Origin of the sequence: Mesorhizobium sp. WSM1497, assembly GCF_001672455.2 — a bacterium.
Taxonomy (GTDB): Bacteria; Pseudomonadota; Alphaproteobacteria; order Rhizobiales; family Rhizobiaceae; genus Mesorhizobium; species Mesorhizobium ciceri.
The window spans coordinates 3,211,894-3,230,301 of sequence record NZ_CP021070.1; the positions used below are offsets into that span (position 1 = coordinate 3,211,894).

General features: G+C 65.1%; 13 protein-coding genes and 1 pseudogene. 8 read left to right on the forward strand and 6 right to left on the reverse strand.

The features are described from left to right. The first annotated feature begins 49 nt into the window (after positions 1–49). The 3 genes from minD (at position 50) to A9K65_RS15585 (ending at position 2,967) form a co-directional block, all read left to right on the forward strand. A complete protein-coding gene (minD, locus tag A9K65_RS15570; protein ID WP_024501687.1) occupies positions 50–865 on the forward strand; it encodes a septum site-determining protein MinD in 816 nt (271 codons plus the stop codon). Continuing rightward, complete coding sequence (minE, locus tag A9K65_RS15575) at positions 862–1,134, forward strand: cell division topological specificity factor MinE (protein ID WP_024501686.1); 273 nt, start codon at positions 862–864, stop codon at positions 1,132–1,134. Before minD ends, minE begins: the two co-directional genes overlap by 4 nt. A 366-nt stretch (positions 1,135–1,500) precedes the next feature. Then, positions 1,501–2,967, forward strand: a complete 1,467-nt coding sequence (locus A9K65_RS15585; protein WP_064993958.1) for a hypothetical protein — start codon at positions 1,501–1,503, stop codon at positions 2,965–2,967. A gap of 282 nt (positions 2,968–3,249) precedes the next feature. On the opposite strand, the gene A9K65_RS15590 is transcribed toward A9K65_RS15585, so the two are convergent. The 6 genes from A9K65_RS15590 to A9K65_RS15615 all read right to left on the reverse strand — a co-directional run bounded on the left by A9K65_RS15590 (position 3,250) and on the right by A9K65_RS15615 (position 10,891). Beyond that, positions 3,250–5,034, reverse strand: coding sequence for an ABC transporter ATP-binding protein (locus A9K65_RS15590; RefSeq protein WP_064993957.1), 1,785 nt, complete (start codon positions 5,032–5,034; stop codon positions 3,250–3,252). 9 nt (positions 5,035–5,043) lie between these two features. Next, positions 5,044–6,078, reverse strand: coding sequence for a glycosyltransferase (locus tag A9K65_RS15595; RefSeq protein WP_064993956.1), 1,035 nt, complete (start codon positions 6,076–6,078; stop codon positions 5,044–5,046). Continuing rightward, complete coding sequence (locus tag A9K65_RS15600; protein WP_064993955.1) at positions 6,075–7,187, reverse strand: glycosyltransferase family A protein; 1,113 nt, start codon at positions 7,185–7,187, stop codon at positions 6,075–6,077. Before A9K65_RS15600 ends, A9K65_RS15595 begins: the two co-directional genes overlap by 4 nt. Continuing rightward, positions 7,184–8,353, reverse strand: a complete 1,170-nt coding sequence (locus A9K65_RS15605) for an acyltransferase (RefSeq protein ID WP_064994070.1) — start codon at positions 8,351–8,353, stop codon at positions 7,184–7,186. Before A9K65_RS15605 ends, A9K65_RS15600 begins: the two co-directional genes overlap by 4 nt. A 571-nt stretch (positions 8,354–8,924) precedes the next feature. Beyond that, entirely contained in the window at positions 8,925–10,166 is a 1,242-nt protein-coding gene (locus tag A9K65_RS15610) for an ATP-binding protein (protein WP_064993953.1), read from the reverse strand. Beyond that, the gene (locus A9K65_RS15615; protein WP_013530679.1) at positions 10,163–10,891 is read right to left on the reverse strand and encodes a response regulator; all 729 of its coding nucleotides are present in this window, start codon (positions 10,889–10,891) and stop codon (positions 10,163–10,165) included. Before A9K65_RS15615 ends, A9K65_RS15610 begins: the two co-directional genes overlap by 4 nt. A gap of 239 nt (positions 10,892–11,130) precedes the next feature. Here A9K65_RS15615 and A9K65_RS15620 point away from each other — a divergent pair, with 239 nt between their 5' ends. The 5 genes and pseudogenes from A9K65_RS15620 (at position 11,131) to A9K65_RS15640 (ending at position 18,345) form a co-directional block, all read left to right on the forward strand. After that, positions 11,131–11,811 (forward strand): hypothetical protein, encoded by a 681-nt coding sequence (locus A9K65_RS15620; RefSeq protein ID WP_013530680.1) that lies wholly within the window; start codon positions 11,131–11,133, stop codon positions 11,809–11,811. A gap of 161 nt (positions 11,812–11,972) precedes the next feature. Then, positions 11,973–12,179: a hypothetical protein gene (locus tag A9K65_RS15625; RefSeq protein WP_064993952.1), complete on the forward strand. Its 207-nt coding sequence runs from the start codon at positions 11,973–11,975 to the stop codon at positions 12,177–12,179. Between the two features lie 245 nt (positions 12,180–12,424). Next, positions 12,425–13,696 (forward strand): efflux RND transporter periplasmic adaptor subunit, encoded by a 1,272-nt coding sequence (locus tag A9K65_RS15630; RefSeq protein WP_084015834.1) that lies wholly within the window; start codon positions 12,425–12,427, stop codon positions 13,694–13,696. A 3-nt stretch (positions 13,697–13,699) separates the two neighbouring features. Further along, complete coding sequence (locus A9K65_RS15635) at positions 13,700–16,843, forward strand: efflux RND transporter permease subunit (protein WP_064993951.1); 3,144 nt, start codon at positions 13,700–13,702, stop codon at positions 16,841–16,843. A gap of 11 nt (positions 16,844–16,854) precedes the next feature. Continuing rightward, a pseudogene (locus A9K65_RS15640) lies at positions 16,855–18,345 on the forward strand (efflux transporter outer membrane subunit). The last annotated feature ends 63 nt before the right edge of the window (positions 18,346–18,408 follow it).

Below are 18,408 nucleotides of genomic sequence, written 5' to 3' on the forward strand. Positions count from 1 at the left end.
GGGCGGCCGGGCCGCTCGACCAAGAACAACAACAACGGAGGCTTTTTCAATGGGCAAGGTAGTGGTGGTCACCTCGGGCAAGGGGGGCGTCGGCAAGACGACCTCGACGGCGGCCCTCGGGGCGGCCGTGGCCAAGACCGGCAAGAAGGTGGCGCTTGTCGACTTCGACGTCGGCCTGCGCAATCTCGACCTGATCATGGGCGCCGAGCGGCGCGTGGTGTTCGACCTCGTCAACGTCATCCAGGGCCAGGCCAAACTCTCGCAGGCGCTGATCCGCGACAAGCGGGTCGAGACGCTGTTCCTGCTGCCGGCCTCGCAGACGCGCGACAAGGATGCGCTGACCGAGGAAGGCGTCGGCGAAGTCATCGACAAGCTGCGCTCGGTGTTCGACTACGTGTTCTGCGACAGCCCGGCCGGCATCGAGCGCGGCGCGCAGCTTGCCATGCGCTTTGCCGACGAGGCGGTCATCGTCACCAATCCGGAAGTGTCGTCGGTGCGCGATTCCGATCGCATCATCGGCCTGCTCGATGCCCGCACCTTGCGGGCCGAGCAGGGCGAGCAGATCGCCAAGCATGTGCTGGTGACGCGCTACGATGCGGCGCGTGCGTCGCGCGGCGAGATGCTGTCCATCGACGACGTGCTGGAAATCCTGTCGGTGCCGCTGCTCGGCATCATCCCGGAAAGCCAGGACGTGCTGCGCGCCTCCAACCTCGGTTCGCCGGTGACGCTGTCGGAGCCGCTCAACACTGCTGCCAAGGCCTATATCGATGCTGCCAGGCGGCTGGAGGGCGAGGAATTGCCCGTCATCGTGCCCTTCGAGCGCAAGGGCTTCCTCGATCGTCTTTTGGGAAGGAGGGCGGCATGAACCTGCTCGACATCTTCAAGCGGCGCTCCAGCGCCCCGGTGGCGCGCGAGCGGCTGCAAGTGCTGCTCGCCTATGAGCGCCGCAACCGCAGCCAGCCCGACCTCGTCTCCATCCTGCGCGAGGAGATCATGGCCGTCATCGCCAAGCATGTGCAGATCGACCAGGACTATCTGCAGGTCTCGATGGACCGCGGCGAGACCATGTCGACGCTGGAAATCGACATCCAGATCCCCAACAAGAGCGCCGTGCCGCTGGCCATGGCGGGGTGAGGGCAACTTAGGGGGAGCCGCGATCCTTCGCGCCCCCCTCTCTCCTGCCGGACATCTCCCCCACAAGTGGGGAGATTGGCAATTTCTGCGCTTCAGTTCTTCTTGCAACGTTGGCGATTGGCGAAAGCCCGCATGACGTCCAATCTCCCCTGTGTGGGGGAGATGTCCGGCAGGACAGGGGGGCGCTGTCCCGCCGGCAGAACCGGCTTCGCACCCTCGCACCGCATCGCTCGCGCCGTCCAAGCCCCTAAAATGTCCCAAATTTACCTTTGTGCCGACGGGGCTTCCCCTGCGCAAGCAGCGGATGTAGGCTATATTAGCAATTCGTTAAGTTCTAAGCGAGGTATGCGTAAGGGGAGTTTGGCGATGAACTTCAGAGGCCTGATCAAGCGTGCTGAAGACGTGGATAAAGCAATCCAGGACCTGCAGATCGATTTGGCGGACGCGCTGGATGCAAGTCTCGACGCCGACGACCTGGCGCCGCCAGAGAGCGACGATGTGCCGGATGCCCAGGCGGCATCCGATGACGGGCCACCCCAGGCCGATGCGGCAAATGACGACAATGCCGGGAATGCCGAGGATGCGGGCGCTGCGGACAGTTCCGAAACCGCGCCAAGACTGACCGCCCATACACAGACCCGGCTGGCTGCATTGAGCGCCTTCGAGGGGCTCTTCCACGACGCCAGGGACTATCTGGAGGAGATCAACGACAAGCTGTCGGAGATCGGCACCTCACACCATCTGACGCGCGAATTCCTCAACATCCTGCACAGCGACATCCTGCGCGCCAACGAGCTGGAGGTCGCCAATGCCGCCCTGGCCGCCGAACAGAGGGCGCTGTCGGAGAAGCTGCACGACGCGACGCGAAAGCTGCGCGAGCGTGACGGCGCTTTCGAAGCGCTGCAGCAGCGCGAGACAAGCCTGGTCCAGGACCGGGAGACGCTGCGTGCGGCACTTGCCGCGGTCAGGCTGGAACTCGTCGAGACAGCCAATGCGAGCGCAAAACGCGAGGCGGAGTTCGGCGACATCGCCAAGCGGCTGACCGCCAGGACGGTCGAGGCCAACAGGCGCTTGCGCGAGAGCAAGATGCTGCGCGAAAAGCACGTCAACCTGTCGATCGAACTCGACAAGGCGCTGAAGCGGGAATCGCAGGCGCGCCACCGGCTCGACGAGCTGTCGGCGGTCCATGCCACCGAAGCAGCGCGGCTGGCGGAGCTGCTGGCGGCGCTCGGCAAGAGCGAGAAAGAGGAGATGCGGCTGCAGAAGTCGCTCGAGGCGACACAGGCGAAACTGTCGGAAACGACCGAAGCGGCCCGCATGATGGAAGGCGACAAGGAAGCCGAGCTGGCTCGCAGCCAGGCGGAAATGCGCGGGTTGAGCTCGGAGATCCAGAACCTGCAATCGCGGCTGGAGCAGGTGTCGAGCGAAAACAGCGAAGCCGCAGGCGAGATCGCCAGGCTCAAGAGCGAACTGAACGATGCCCTGGCCGAAAAGAAGATCGCCGATGAAAGATTGTCCGCGCTGAGCCAGGAGAGCGAAAGCGACAAGATGAGTCTTTCCAAGGTGAACGCCAACCTTTCTCAGCTGACGCTGCAGCAGGCGTCCGAACAGATACAGTTCGACGTGCAGAGGCAGGAGTGCGAGGACCTCAAGGCCGAAATCGCCTCGCTCAATGCCCGGATCAAGGAACTGCTGCCCTATGAGCGGCTCCACAAGGCCACCAATGGCAGGCCGCGCGAGGACGGCGTGGTCGAGATGGCCGGGGCGATGGCGAAGAAAGCACGGACGACGGGCAGGCGGCGCATGCGCAGGAATGTCGGCGCCGTCACCTGAAGCGTGTCGCGCCTGAAGGGGTTCAGGCTACCAGGTCTTTGTTTGTGCATGGGAGGCCGGCACCTCACCCGGAGAGTAAGCCCAATGGGGCACCGGCCAGGCGGATCGACAGGTCCGCCGCACAGGCAAGGTAGCGCGCCTCGGTCCCGCACGGCATTGGTGCGATCACGGAAGGTGCCAGCGGCAATTCCCCTGGCTTGTGATTCGAACCCTTGCGACGACCCGCCGGCCGGAGGCTGCAGACACGCCCAGGATAAGATCGCGGGCCGGCCCGGCGCCTTCTCAGTCGAGCGGTTCGTGCTGGTAAAGCTCGTCCATGCTGAGCGAGGCCAGGGCGCCGAAAGGGGCCTGCTTTTTCACGCGGCCGCCGCTCAGGATGACCACGTCGTCGCAGAACGAGATGGTGCTGTGGTGATGGCTGATGACGATGGTCGTGCGGCGGCCGGCTCTCGACTTCAGGGTCTCGACGATGGCCGCTTCCGACAGCCCGTCCACGGCATTGGTGGCCTCGTCCAGGATGAGGAGATCGGGATCGCGCACCAGGGCTCTCGCCAAGGCGATGCGCTGCCTCTGTCCCGCCGACAGATTGACGCCCCTGTAGCCAACCAGGGTCTCGTAGCCCTGAGGCAGCCTTTCGATGAATTCATGCGCTTCGGCCAGTCTCGCGGCGGCCTCGGCATCGCTGGCTGTCGCGGCATCCTGGCCGTAGATTATGTTTTCAAGAATGCTGCCGTCGACCAGTTCCAGTTCCTGGCTGGCCAGGGCGATGTGCCGGCGCCACTGGCTGGCGTCGATCCGGTCGAGCGGCGATCCATCGACGAGGATGCTGCCGGTGTCCGGTTCGACGAAGCGGCACAGGAGATTGACGATCGTCGTCTTGCCGGCGCCCGAGCGGCCGATCAGCGCCGTCGAGCGGCCACCGCGGATCTCGAATGCCGCCGCGTGCAGCACAACCTCGCGCCGGTCCGTGCCGGAATAGGTGAATGTCACATCGTCGAACTTGATGCCTTGGCGCAGGCCGTGGAATGGCCCGTCGCCTTGCGGCGGTTGCGGCTTGCCTGTGGGATCCAGCAGCCATGTCACCTCCTCAAGCGATCCGCTCAGGCCTTGCATCTGGCTCCACGACCCCTGCAGGGCCCGCATATGCGGCTGCAGCCTGTAGAGCAGGATGACGAAGGCGATGATCAGCGGGAAACTCATCTGCGCCAGCCAAGCGCCGATCACCACCGCCAGGAACAGCATGGCGTGGAGAACCTCCGTCAGCGGCGGCAGCGCTCCCTGGCGCACCAGCAGCGCGAAGGAGGCGCGGCGAACCGCATCCGACGCCGTGTCGAATATCGCCTTTTCCCGGTTCTCCTGTCCGAAGATGCGGATCAGCCGTCCGGCATGCACAAGGTGAAGCATCTGCGAGGCGAGGTGGCCGTTGCGCGAGGCGACGCTGCGGCTTGGCTCCTTCAGATTGGCTGAGAGGACGGCGTGCGCGATCTGGACGAGCGCCAATCCGAGCGTGACCAAAAGCGTCATGCGCCACGAAAGCAGCAGCAGGAAAGCCAGGAGGATGATGGCGGCCGATGCGCTGACGATGGCCGACAGCATGATCTGGATCGCATCGGAAGCCCGCCAGGATTCGTTGGAGATGATGTTGAGCAGGCGTCCGGGGCTCTGCCGCAGGAAGAACGGGTAGCCGACCCGCAACAGCTGCTCCGACAGGGCGCTGCGGATGGAATGGCTTGCCTTGCCGGAGATGAAGGTCGTCAGCAGCGTGTTGGCGAAGGCGAAGACGTTCTTCAGGATGATCGAGCCGAGGATGGCGGCCGAAATGACGATCAGCCGGTCGCGCTCGCTCAAGCCCGATCCGACGTGCTGGAGGACGGCGGAGAAGCCTGCCATTCCGGCGGCATCCCCGTGTCCCATGATGATGCCCAGCAACGGGATGATCAGGCCGATGCCGAACCCTTCGAGGACGGCGCTGACCAGGCCGAGAATCACCACCGCCGGAAGCAGGCGCAGTTGCCGCTTTCCGAACGCCCGGAACAGCATCGGCAGGTTTGGCGGCAGCATTGGCATTACAGCGTTTCACCTCGCCTGGACATTGGCTTGTTGATCTTGCCGCACCGGTTCGGCCCGCGGCCGTCTGACCAGCAGGAGAACCGCGAACCTGGCCGCGCCGAGCAAATTCATGGCGACGATCGGCCAGTGCGGCAGGTTGAGTTCACGATCGAAGGCGGGTCCTCCCGCCAGTTCCCGGAAAGCCCCTCTTGCGGCCCAGTAGAAATGGCGAAGCAGCCAGGGCGCGTGGCGAACATGCTTCAGGCAGAGCCCGCCATTGCCCAGGCTGTAGTCGCGATGCAGCTTTTCGATGGCTTTGCGATCCCGCCGGCCGTGATGGTGGAATATCGTCATGTCAGGCACATACTCGACCGCGATCCCGAGCAGCATCGCGCGCACGAGATAATCGGTATCCTCGGCCGACCGCAATGGTCCGCCGGCGCCGAAGCGTTCGTCGAAATAGCCGATGCGGGCCGCGACATCGCGGTGCATCGTCATGTTGCAGCCCAGCACGAAACCGCCGGGATGAACATCTGGCGTCAGCCGCTCGCGCGCCCACGACCGCTTGATGGTGAACGGCAAATCCCTGGCATCGCCAAGCTCGACACGTCCTCCCCGGATGAGCCATTGTTCCCCGGACGCATAGTGTCGCTCCAGATCGCGCAGATAGTCGCCATGGACCGCGCAGTCGTCGTCGACGAAGACCAGCACACGGCCGCGCGCGCGCCTCAGCCCGGCGTTGCGCGCAGCCGCCAATCCGGGGCGCGGCTCGCAAACGGGCGTGAACGGAATGTCCGACGCAGCCGCGATGCTGGCCAGGCGTTCGGCCGTGCGGTCGCTCGAGCCATTGTCGACGACCACGAGTTCGGCGGCGAAGCCGGCATGTGCGCGGCACGCGGCCTGCACCGACTTGATGCAGGCATCGAGTACCGCGACGCGGTTGCGCGTGCAGATGATGAAGCTGACTTCCGGCGCCGCTCGTTCCGGGCGGGGACCGGCCGGGGCGGGCCCAAGCGCCGTCGAACGATCGCGCTGCAGGGGTTGGTTGGCTTTGACGATCATGCTCCGCCCGCCTGATAAGGTGCCAGAACCGCCGCGGCGGGCGCGGATTTGAAGAAGTATGCCATGGCATCGGCCTGCCTGGCGGCCGACAGCGAAGCGCGGCTGAGCCAGGGCGCCCAGGCGCCGGGCCGCAGCGCATATTGTTCGCGGCGCCGGATGACGTTCCATTTGGCGGTCCGCGTCAGCAATTCATGCGTCAGCGCGGGCTGCTTTTCGTCGGCGACGAGCTGGTAGAGGAAATAGAACAGGTTCAGCGCGCCGGCCTCGAAGCTCGGCCGCGTCGCCGCCGGCAGCGAGGAAATCTCCTCCTCCAGCGCGACGATGAAGTCGGCCGCACGGGCGACGGTGCCGTGGCTGACCGCATCGCCAATGTCGCGCAGGTCCCGCGTGGCCTGCGCCAGGTCCTCCCGCTCGAGGTTCTCGGCCACGATCCGCAAATGCGTCCTGCGCATCTCCTTGACGTGCCGGCTCGTCACGCTTGCCTGATGGACGCGGTAGACGACCAGGTTTTCGGGCATCATGGCTGCCGGGTAACGGCCGGCCAGCCGCCTGAAAAGATCGAAATCCTCGGCATGCCGGTAGGCCTGGTCATAGTGCAGGACGCTGTCGTCGATGACCTTCCTGTTGTAGACGACCGTCGGGTGCATGAAGATCGTGAAGAACATCGCCAATACAGGGATGCGGCCGAACTGGAACACCGGATCGGGCCTGCCCCTGGCGATGCGGCCGCGGATCAACATGTCGACGCCGGCGCCGCAGAAGCCCAGTTCGGGCCGCCGCTCGAACAGCGCCACCTGGCGCGACAAACGCCAGGGATAGGCGACGTCGTCGGCGTCCATCCGCGCGACCAGTTCGCCCCGGGCGATCGCCAGCCCTTCGTTGAGCGTCGCGACAAGGCCACGGTTTTCGCGCGAGATGATCGAAATGCGGCTGTCGGCCTTTTGGCATCGCTCGAGTATCTCGAGCGAATTGTCGGTCGAACCGTCATCGATCGCGATGATCTCCAGGCGACTGTGATCCTGCCGCAGGATGCTTCCCAGCGCGGTGGCGAGATAGGGACCGGCATTGTAGACCGGCAACAGGACGGAGACGAGCGGTGCGGCAGTCATCGTCTTGCATCCGTGCGCTGGAGTTCGAGCGCCGGTGTACGGCCATCGGGCGATCCGCCAGCCGCCGTCGCGAGCCAGCCGCCATGGCTGCCCTGTGCGGAGCGGGTGCGCGCGACATAGGGGAAGTGGCGCTTCAGGCTGTTGAGCGGCCTCTCGAAAACCACCCAGGAAATCGAGGCCGCGACAATCGTGGCGGCGCTCGCAACCAGGAAACGCCCTGGCCCTTGCTCCGAGACGTTGAGCGGAATCCAGAGTTGCGCCTTGACGGCGAGCGACAGCAATATCGGATGATAGAGATAGACGCCGTAGCTGATGCGGCCGAGGCCAAGCAGCGGCGGCAGTTCGGCAAGCTTTCCCAAAGTGCCGCCAAGGCCGCGCGAACAGGCTGCGACGATGACCATCAGCGGCACCAGCGGCAGGACTTGCCGCACCAGCCAATGGGTCCATTCGAGCATCGGATCGGCGGGCGCAGGCACAAACCACTCGATGACAAGGAATGCGGCCGCGAAGGCAGGCCAGCTGAGCCGCATCCAGTGCGGCAGGGCCGCGCCCCTGGATCGCCAGCAGGCAAGCAGCGCGCCCGTCGCCAGCGCATCCATGGATGCCGGCGGCAGCAGGTCGCGCGCCAGCGCCGTGTTGGCGGTGAGCGGCCAGCAAAAGCGATAGGCCAGCGACAGCGCGATGACGCCGATGCAGATCTGTTCGAAGCGGCGGCGCGGGGCCAGCAGGACGACCAGCGGCCAGGCAAGATAGAACTGCTCCTCGATGCTCAGGCTCCAGAAATGGCACAGCACCCAAGGGTTCCAGTCATTGCGCAGCGCATACCAGAAATTCGACAGGTAAAGCGCATGCCAAACCAGCGATCCCCTGGATTGGTCCAGGTCGACCAGCCAGACGAAACCCAGCACGGCGAAATAGGGCGGAAATATCCGCAAGCCCCGCCTGATATAGAAGGATCGCAGCGCGGGGCCGGTCTCGAATTCGGCGGCCGAACGCGCTTCCAGGAGCAGGCGCGTGATCAGGAAGCCGCTCAGCACGAAGAACAGCCGCACGCCGATATGGCCCCAGAATGAAGATCCTCCAGCGGCGAAGAAATGGGAATACAACACCATCGTCACGGCGATGGCTCTCAACGCATCCAGTTGGATGTCGCGTGCGCTTCCCATCAGCGGCATCCGCCAGCGTGATGGTCGCGACCAAGCCGCCAGCCGGCCGTTTCGAGCGGCAGGCCAAGGCGGACGAGACCCGCCAGAGCGCAGGCATCGTCGAACCTACGCTCGAAATCGACGGACGGGTGGCTCAAGCTGGTCAACCTGGCGGGATCCTCCACGGCGCATATCCAGTCGCAAACGAGTCCCCCAGGAGATCGTTCGGCTACGGCATTGTGCGGCGCAACACAAAAAATCTACCCAGCTGAAATACTTATGTGAGCAAGCGCTAAAAAATTGAGAAAACCGAGCGTTTCTCGTCAATTCTGGCGATTTTTCTCAGAACTTAAACGCTGTGGTTTAAATTTTGCCGATGTTCCCGCCTCGGTTGATTTGCGAGCTCGTGGCTTGAGAGCCTAGTTCTTTGTTAGACCACAGGAAATTCGGTAATCTATATTTTATCTATATGGATCCGGTCCTGGCTCCGTGAAGAAATGATTTGGAACCATTAGCTTTGCGCGGTGCAGCATCGTCTCTGTTTTTCGTCGTTGCCACGCGCAACGCCCATTACTCGGCTGACCGCCAACCCTCACACCGCGTCGAACACCACCGTCTGCTCCAGCCCGCCGCCCCGGCGGTTTTCCAGTGTTACCGTGCCTCCGTAGCGCTCGATGATTTCCTTGGCGATGGCGAGGCCAAGACCAGCTCCGGGGATCGATTGCAGGCGGCCGGGGTCGACGCGGAAAAAGGGCTCGAACGCCTTGTTCAGGAGTTCCGGGGGGATGCCCGGCCCATGGTCCGATATGGTCAGCACGGCGCGATTGTCGGCCGCGGCCAGGTCGATGCGGCACGCCTTGCCGTGGGTGGCGGCGTTGACGATCAGGTTGCGCAAGGCGCGGCGCAGGCCGAGCGCGCCGGCGCGCACGCAAACCTTGTCCAGGTGCCCGATCGAGACGGCATGGCCGAGCGACACCATCTCGGCTTCGATATCGCGCACCGTCTTTGCCAGGTCCACCGCTTCGACGGCGTCCTGGTTGACCTCTTCGCGCACTAGGCGGATGGCGCTGTCGGCGATGCGATCGAGTTCGTCGAGGTCGTGAAGCCATTTGTCGCGTTCGTCGTCCAGGAATTCGGCGCGCAGCCGCATGCGCGTCATCGGCGTGCGCAGATCATGGCCGGCAGCCGCGACCAGCCGCATGCGGCTTTCCATGGCGGTCCGCAGCCGCGACGAGAGCTGGTTCAGCGCATGCGCGGTGGCCTTGACCTCGGCCGAACCCACTTCCGGCACCGCCGCCAGCACGCCGTCCGATCCGATCTTGGAGACTGCGGCCTCCAGCATTTCGAGCGGTCGGATCAGCACCGAGGTGAAATAGACCGACACCGCCGTGGCGCCGGCGACGATCAGCGAGATCCAGCCGGCCAGAACCAGCCATTCTCGCCGCGGCGGCTTGAGGTGCGGCACCTCAATGATCGCCCATCGGCTGTCGGGCAGGTGCATCGATGCGATCTGGCCGGGTTCGTCCGTCTTCTCGTTGACGACCGCCGGAAAGTCGAGGCCACGCCGGTGCAGGATGTCATTGAGCATCGCCGTTTCCGCACGAGCCACCTTGCCGCCCACCGGATGATCGGCGAATTGAACCCGCAGGACGTCGGGGATCGGCCCCGGCAAGAGCCGCACCACCATTTCCATCTGTTGGGCAATCCAGGGCACGGTCAGTTCCGGCGGCGGTCCGCCACCGCGCACGCTGATGACGGCGGCCGTCGCCAGGCCGACGACGCCGACGATCGAGGCGACCAACAGCAGGATGAGACGGCGGCGCAGCGAATTCACGCGTGGCTCTCCACGGTCTCGACACGCGCCGTGAGCTGGTAGCCGCCATTGCGCACGGTCTTGAACAGCGGCCCGTCGCCGGTGTCGGAAAATTTCCGGCGCAGCCGGCTCACCAGCACATCGACCGAGCGTTCGAGCGGATCGCGTTCGCGGCCCTGCGTCAGGTCGAGAAGCTGGTCGCGCGACAAAAGCCGGCCGGGACGGTCGAGAAACACCTGCAAAAGATCGAACTCGGCGCCGGTGAGGTCGACGGCCACGCCTCGCGCATCCGTCACCTTGCGGGTCTCCGGTTCCAGCCTGTAACTGGCAAAGCGGTAGATGCGCGCGCGCGGCGGCGCGGGCGCTTCCTCGGGCGTCGAGCGCCTGAGCACGGCGCGGATGCGGGCAATGAGCTCACGCGGGTTGAACGGCTTGCCGAGATAGTCGTCGGCGCCGAGTTCCAGGCCGATGATGCGGTCGACATCTTCCTTCAGCGCGGTCAGCAGGATGATTGGGGTGTGCGGCTTGCGGTCGCGCAAACCGCGGCAGATATCGAGCCCCGAGCCGTCCGGCAGCATCACGTCGAGCACGATCAGGTCGAATTGGCCGGAGCCAAGCCGTTGCTCGCATTCGCGCCGGTCCGCCGCCGCCGTGACGCGAAAGCCCTGGCTGTCGAGGTAACGCTGGAGAAGCGTCCTGATCTCGCGGTCGTCGTCGACGACGAGGATATGGGGTTGTGACTGCATGACCGTGCCGTTGCCGATGAATATTGGGACCCGTGATTGCAGGGGCTTGCCGCGATTATAGGAGAGCCGCGCCCGAGCGGCGTGGAAAATTGCAACCGAACGTTTCCGGCGGGCCATGGGAAACATTCGGAAACAAATTGCCCTTTTGCGGAAACCTTCGGCAACACGCCGACGCGAAGCGGACAAAGACGCTTCCTATCCTCTGAACCGTCCGAAGCATGAGAGAAAGGAACATCTTTATGCCAAGCAGACTTCTTGCGCTCGGCCTGTTTTCCGTCGCCGCAATTCACCCCGCGCTGGCGGCGCAGCCCGACCCCGGCGCCGGACCCGGTGAGCCGCCCCCTGTCATGGCCATGCAGGATGGGGCAGGCCACGGCCGGAATGGACCCGGCCCGCATGGACCGATGCGACCTGGTTCGCAGGGTTTCGGCCCGCAAGGCTTTGGCCCCCGCCGCATGGGTCCGCCGCCGGAATTCATGCTGGCCGCCCGGCTCGCCGCGCTGGAGACCCGCGTCGGCATCCGCACCGAACAACTCGACGCCTGGCGCGACTACACCAGCGCGCTGCAGGCGGTGCTTTCGCAGCCTCGGCCTGACCGCGGGCGGCCCGTTGGTGCTGAAGCGAAGGACCCCGACGCAGCAGGCCCGGGCGGCAAGCCCGATCCCTTCGCATTCCAGGAAAAGCTGGCCGACGACGTTACCGCCCGCGCGGTTTCGGCCGGCAGACTGAAGGAGGCGATCGCTGAACTGCGCGCCAAGCTGACGCCCGAACAACTCGAACTCCTCGCTTCGGCGGAACGTGCCCATGGATCACCCCCCGGTCCCTGGGGCGGTCCGCCGAACGATGCAGCCGGCCCCAGAGGCCTGCCCAACGATGGCAGGCAGCTCCCGCCCCAGCCCGGGAACGACGAGCAACTCTGACCGACTGCACCGGCCGGCCCGGTACCCAACCCGTTCTCGGGTCGGCCGGTTCTCCGGGGATGGCGGGCGTATCTCCGCCATCCTCGTTTCGATCACGCCCAGTTCGAATCGCGCCAATTCGGAACCATGCCCAATTCGAACCCTGCAATGGAAGCACGACAATGTGGGAAGCCATGATCATGCTGCGGCTGCTCGCGTCCGCCAGCCCGAGGCTCTCGTTCGGTCCTGTCGGGCGAGGCATGCCGCTGGCCCCGCCGGTCGACACGCTGAAGGGCGCGATCCGCCTGAGTTTCGCCGCCTGGCGGTTGTCGCTCCTGCTGTCGCAGCCGCTCGACAACCATGGGCATCATGACCGCAAGATCGCGTGAATTCCGGCAAGGCGCTTGGCATGTCCTCGCTGATCGGCATAATGATGTTGGTGGGCATCGCGGCCGGCTACTCGACCTTCGAGCAGCTCTGGCCGCCGAGAAGGAGCGCGACATGAGCCGCTTCGAAGCATTGCTCGTCGCCGCCCGCAGACCGGCGCGGCCCACCATCAAGATATCGGCCGGCATGCCTCGACCAAGCGGTCGATTGCCCGCGCCCGCAACTCCAGCGAAAGATCATTCAGTCCATGTCTATCCAGCCTAGCCCGTCTTTGCAGCCGGCACGCCGTCTGGCGCCCTGGGCCGCGATGTTCGCATCCGCCTTTCTGCTGGCGGCCTGCTCGCAGGAGAGCAGCGCCCCCGCAGGCATGGGCGCGCCCGGCAAACCGGAAGTCGGCGTCGTCACCCTGCATCCGCAATCGGTGGCGATCACCGCCGAACTGTCGGGACGCACGGCGGCCTCGCTGGTTGCCGAAGTGCGCCCGCAGGTGAACGGCATCATCCAGCAGCGCCTGTTCAAGGAGGGCAGCGAGGTGGCGGCTGGACAGCCGCTCTACCTCATCGATCCGGCGAGCTACAAGGCGTCCTATGACAGCGCGGTCGCCGCACAGCAGAAGGCGGAAGCGGCGGTGCCTACGGCGCAGGCCAAGTTCGACCGTTATGCCGGCCTGTTGAAGCAGAACGTTGTTTCCAAACAGGATTATGACGATGCCGCCGCCACGCTGGCGCAGGCGCAAGCCGATGTCGCCTCGGCCAAGGCCAGTGCCGAGACCGCGCGCATCAGCCTCGACCGGACCTCCATCACGGCACCGATCGCCGGGCGCATCGACAAGTCCACGCTGACGCCGGGCGCGCTGGTGACCGCGAACCAGGACACGGTGCTGACCACCATCCGTGCCCTCGATCCGATCAATGTCGACGTCACGCAGTCGAGCACCAACCTGCTCAACCTGCGGCAGGCGATCTCGGAAGGGCGGCTGAAGTTCAGCGGGCCCAATGTCAGCGTGAAGCTGAAGCTCGAGAACGGCACCATCTACACGCAGACCGGCAAGCTGGAATTCGCCGGCGCCAATGTCGACCAGACCACCGGCACCTTTGCGCTCAGGGCCGAGTTCCCCAATCCGGACCGCCTGCTTCTGCCCGGCATGTATGTGCGGGCACTGGTCGAGGAGGGCGTTGCCCAGAACAGTTTCCTGGTGCCGCAGCGTGCCGTCAGCCGCAACACCAAGGGCGAGGCCACGGCGATGGTCATCAACGCGCAGGGCAAGGTCGAGACGCGCGTGCTCGCCGTGCGCAGCAGCGTCGGCAACAACTGGCTGGTGGATTCGGGTGTCGGCGACGGCGACCGCGTCATCGTCGAGGGCATGCAGCTGGTGCGCCCCGGCGGCGATGCGACGGGTGTCGAAGTGACGATCGACGAGACGACCGGCGAGGTCAAGGACCGCGGGCAGAGCACGTCCGCCGCACCGGCCGCGTCCAACGCTGCCAAACCGGCGCCTGCCGCCGCGACCGGGAACTGAGCGATGTCACTATTCTTCATCAACCGGCCGATCTTCGCCTGGGTGATCGCCATCGTGATCATGCTGGGCGGCCTCCTGGCACTCACCACGCTGCCGATCTCGCAATATCCGCAGATTGCGCCGACGACAGTCAACATCAGCGCCACCTATCCGGGCGCCGACGCGCAGACGGTCGAGAACTCGGTGACCAAGGTCATCGAGCAAGGCATGACCGGTATCGACAATCTCGACTACATGACGGCGACGTCGACCTCGACCGGTTCGGCCTCGATCACGCTGACCTTCACCACAGCGGCCGATCCCGACACCGCCCAGGTGCAGACGCAAAACAAGCTGCAGCTGGTGCAATCGCAGCTGCCGCAGGTGGTGCAAAGCAACGGCATCACCGTCTCCAAATCCTCGACCGGCTTCCTGATGGTCATCGGCTTCGTCTCGACCGACGCCAAGATGAACTCGACCGATCTCGCCGACTATGTCGACGCCACCGTCAACGACACGCTGAAGCGCGTCGAAGGCGTCGGCTCGACGCAGCTGTTCGGCTCCGGCTATGCCATGCGCATCTGGCTCGATCCTGACCAGCTCGCCAAATACGCCTTGATGCCGAGCGACATTGCCTCGGCGATCGAGGCGCAGAACACGCAGGTTTCGGCCGGCCAGCTTGGCGGCCTGCCGGCGCGCAAGGGCCAGCAGCTCAATGCCACGGTGACGGCCAAGAGCCGGCTGCAGACCGCCGAACAGTTCCGCAACATCATCCTGAAGAGCCAGACCGATGGCTCTCTGGTCCGCCTCAACGATGTCGCCACCGTCGAGCTCGGCGCCGAAAGCTATACGACGCAGGCCAATTACAATGGCAAGCCGGCGGCCGGCATCGCCGTCAATTTGGCGACCGGCGCCAACGCCATCAACACCGCCGAAGCGGTGCGTTCGACGATCGCCCGGCTGAGCTCGACCTTCCCGCAAGGGGTCGAGGTCGTCTATCCCTACGACACCTCGCCTTTCGTGCGGCTGTCGATCGAGGAAGTGGTCAAGACGCTGGCCGAAGCGATCGTGCTGGTGTTCCTGGTGATGTTCATCTTCCTGCAGAATTTGCGCGCCACCATCATCCCGACGATCGCCGTGCCGGTGGTGCTGCTCGGCACGTTCGGCGTGCTGTCGCTGTTCGGCTATTCCGTCAACACACTGACCATGTTCGCCATGGTGCTGGCCATCGGCCTCTTGGTCGACGACGCCATCGTCGTCGTCGAGAATGTCGAACGCGTGATGCAGGAGGAAGGCCTGTCGCCGAAGGAGGCGACGCGCAAGTCGATGCACGAAATCACCGGCGCGCTGATCGGCATCGCCACGGTGCTTTCGGCCGTGTTCGTGCCGATGGCTTTCTTCGGCGGCTCGACCGGCATCATCTACCGGCAATTCTCGGTGACCATCGTCTCGGCGATGGTGCTGTCCGTGCTGGTCGCCCTTGTGCTGACGCCCGCACTTTGCGCCACCATCCTGCGGCCGCCCAAGGACCATGCGACGCAGACCGGCCCGTTCGGCTGGTTCAACCGTGTCTTCGACCGCGGCACGCTTGCCTACCGCGACGGCTCGCACGGCATCATCAACCGATCCTGGCGCTTCCTCGTCGTGTTCCTGGCCATCGTCGTTGCCGTAGGCTGGATGTTTGCCCGGCTGCCGAGCTCGTTCCTGCCGGAAGAGGACCAGGGCATCCTGATCACCAGCGTGCAACTGCCGGTCGGCGCGACGCAGGATCGCACGGAGCGCGTGCTGGCAGAAGTGACCGACCATTATCTCAACCAGGAGAAGGACGTCGTCGACGGGGTGTTCACCGCCTCCGGCTTCGGCTTCGGCGGCGCAGGGCAGAATGTCGGCATCGCTTTCGTGCGGCTGAAGGATTTCGACCTGCGCAAATCGCCGGCTTCCGCCGCGCAGGCCATCGCCGGCCGGGCGATGGGCGCGTTTTCGAAGATCAGGGACGCGCAAGTCTTCGCGCTCGCGCCTCCCGCCATCCAGGGCTTCGGCAACACCAACGGCTTCGACTTCTACCTGCAGGATGTCAACGGCGCCGGCCATGACGCGCTGATCCAGACGCGCAACCAGCTTCTGGCCCTGGCCGGGCAGAGCAAGGTGCTCGCCAACACAAGGCCCAACGGCCAGGAAGACCAGCCGCAATTCTCGGTCGACATCGACCAGGAGAAGGCCAGCGCGCTGGGCGTCAGCCTGGCCGACATCAACAACACGCTTTCGACCGCCTGGGGCAGCGATTACGTCAACGACTTCATCGATCGCGGGCGGGTGAAACCGGTCTATCTGCAGTCGGACCCGAACTTCCGCATGCAGCCGGAAGATTTGGACAAATGGCAGGTCCGCAACGCCAGCGGCGCCATGGTGCCGTTCTCGGCCTTTGCCTCCAGCCACTGGACATTCGGCTCGCCCAGGCTGGAGCGCTACAATGGTTCGGCGGCGGTCGAGATCCAGGGCGCGGCGGCCACGGGGGTCAGCTCGGGTGCCGCCATGGACGAGATCGACAAGCTCGTCGCGCAATTGCCTGCCGGCTATTCGCACGAGTGGACCGGGCTGTCGCACCAGGAGAAGCTTTCCGGCAACCAGGCGCTGTCGCTCTATGCGATCTCAGCGCTGGTCGTGTTCCTGTGCCTGGCCGCACTTTATGAGAGCTGGTCGATCCCGTTCGCGGTCATGCTGTCGGTGCCGATCGGCATCTTCGGCGCGCTGCTGGCGGCCAGCCTGTTCGGCCAGTCCAACGACGTTTATTTCAAGGTCGGCCTTTTGACCACGATCGGTCTCGCCGCCAAGAACGCCATCCTCATCGTCGAGTTCGCCATCGAGCGGCAAGCCGCCGGGATGGGGCTGGTCGAGGCGACGCTGGAGGCGGCGCGACAACGGCTGCGGCCGATCCTGATGACGTCGCTGGCCTTCATCCTCGGTGTGCTGCCGCTGGCGATCGCCAGCGGTGCGGGCTCGGGCGCGCAGAACTCGGTCGGCATCGGCGTGATGGGCGGCATGATCGCGGCGACGGTGATCGGCGTCTTCCTGGTGCCGCTATTGTTCGTCACGGTGCGGCGCATCTTCAAGGGCAGGGCGGCCAAACCAGATACGGGCGAGACGCCGGTGACGGCCACCCAGCAATAAGGAAACTTCACATGACAGGTTTGGAACGTGGCTCGGTGGCCGCGAGGCGGCTTCTTGCGCCTATGCTCACCGCTGTCCTGCTCGCGGGATGCGTCGTCGGTCCGGATTATCAGACACCGATACTGGCAATGCCGGCGAATTGGAGCGGCCAGAAGCCGACAAAGCCTGCCCAGCCGGCACGACTGTCAAAATGGTGGCAGCGGCTACGCGATCCCGAGCTGAACACGCTTGTCGAGGAAGCGGTTGCCGGCAATCTCGATGTCGCCACCGCCAAGGCAAAAATCCGCGAGGCGCGCGCCAGCTATCGCCAGAGTGCCGGCACATTGCTGCCTTCGGCCGACGGCTCCGGCTCGGCCTCCCGCAACAAGTCGGCCGAGACCACATCAGGCTCTGACGCCACCTACAGCGAGTACCAGGCCGGCTTCGATGCAAGCTGGGAGCTCGACCTGTTCGGCGCCAACCGGAGGGGCGTAGAGGCCGCGCGCTACGGGCTGAACGCCTCGCAGGAGGAACTGCGCTCGACGCTTCTCACCCTGGTCGGCGATGTCGCTTCCTATTATACCCAGGCGCGCGGCTACCAGGCCCGCATCGCGCTCGCCCGTCGTTCGGCCGCGTCGCAAAGACAGACCGCCGAACTTACCCGCACCATGGCGCAGGCGGGCACGGCGACCGCCGCCGATGTCGCCAAGGCGATGGGGCAGGCAGCGAGCACCGAAGCCGCCGTTCCGACGCTGGAGGCAAGTTATACGCAGGCCGTGCATCGTCTCGCGGTGTTGGCCGGCCGGCCGCCTGCCTCGCTCAACGAGCGGCTGAAGCGGGTCGCGCCCATTCCTGCACCGCGCCTGCCGATGCCCACCGGAATTCCCGCCGACCTCCTGCTATCGCGGCCCGATTTGCGCATGGCGGAGCGCCAATATGCGCAATATACCGCCAAGATCGGCTAGGCCGAAGCCGCCCGCTATCCCTCGGTCAGCCTGACGGGAGACATCAGCACGGCGGCGCTGAAGCTTGGCGATCTCGGCAAGAATTCGTCGATCGGCTGGTCGTTCGGGCCGACGCTGAGTGTGCCGCTGTTCAATGCCGGCCAATTGCAGGCGGCCGTCGAGGTCGCCAAGGCGCAACGCGATCAGTATTTCATCGCTTACCGGTCTTCGGTGCTGACGGCGCTCGAGGATGTCGAGAACGCGCTGGTGCTGTTGTCGCAGGAGCGCATCCGGATCGGCAAGCTCGCCTCGTCCGCGAAGTCCTATGGCGAGGCGGCAAGTCTCGAAGGCGCGCTCTACAAGGCCGGCGAGACAAGCCTCCTCGACGTGCTCGACGCCCAGCGCTCGCTCTATTCGGCCGAGGACTCGCTGCTGCAAAGCCGCGTCCTGCTGGCGACCAACTACATCGCCCTCAACAAGGCGCTCGGCGGCGGCTGGGATGGCGCGGTCGACAGCGCCAAGCCGGAGATCGTCGACGTCAAGACCGGTCCACGGCTGGCGTCGAAGCCGGCCTCCTGAGGCACTCTCAGGCAGCGGCGTCAATTCGGCAGACACGCCGCCATCGCCGATGCGGGGCGTGAA

What these genes read in the sequence shown, in the direction of transcription:
- minD (WP_024501687.1), top strand. Translation starts at nt 50, where the DNA reads ATGGGCAAGGTAGTGGTGGTCACCTCGGGCAAGGGGGGCGTCGGCAAG.
- minE (WP_024501686.1), top strand. Translation starts at nt 862, where the DNA reads ATGAACCTGCTCGACATCTTCAAGCGGCGCTCCAGCGCCCCGGTGGCG.
- A9K65_RS15585 (WP_064993958.1), top strand. Translation starts at nt 1,501, where the DNA reads ATGAACTTCAGAGGCCTGATCAAGCGTGCTGAAGACGTGGATAAAGCA.
- A9K65_RS15590 (WP_064993957.1), bottom strand. Translation starts at nt 5,034, where the DNA reads ATGCCAATGCTGCCGCCAAACCTGCCGATGCTGTTCCGGGCGTTCGGA.
- A9K65_RS15595 (WP_064993956.1), bottom strand. Translation starts at nt 6,078, where the DNA reads ATGATCGTCAAAGCCAACCAACCCCTGCAGCGCGATCGTTCGACGGCG.
- A9K65_RS15600 (WP_064993955.1), bottom strand. Translation starts at nt 7,187, where the DNA reads ATGACTGCCGCACCGCTCGTCTCCGTCCTGTTGCCGGTCTACAATGCC.
- A9K65_RS15605 (WP_064994070.1), bottom strand. Translation starts at nt 8,353, where the DNA reads ATGGGAAGCGCACGCGACATCCAACTGGATGCGTTGAGAGCCATCGCC.
- A9K65_RS15615 (WP_013530679.1), bottom strand. Translation starts at nt 10,891, where the DNA reads ATGCAGTCACAACCCCATATCCTCGTCGTCGACGACGACCGCGAGATC.
- A9K65_RS15620 (WP_013530680.1), top strand. Translation starts at nt 11,131, where the DNA reads ATGCCAAGCAGACTTCTTGCGCTCGGCCTGTTTTCCGTCGCCGCAATT.
- A9K65_RS15625 (WP_064993952.1), top strand. Translation starts at nt 11,973, where the DNA reads ATGTGGGAAGCCATGATCATGCTGCGGCTGCTCGCGTCCGCCAGCCCG.
- A9K65_RS15630 (WP_084015834.1), top strand. Translation starts at nt 12,425, where the DNA reads ATGTCTATCCAGCCTAGCCCGTCTTTGCAGCCGGCACGCCGTCTGGCG.
- A9K65_RS15635 (WP_064993951.1), top strand. Translation starts at nt 13,700, where the DNA reads ATGTCACTATTCTTCATCAACCGGCCGATCTTCGCCTGGGTGATCGCC.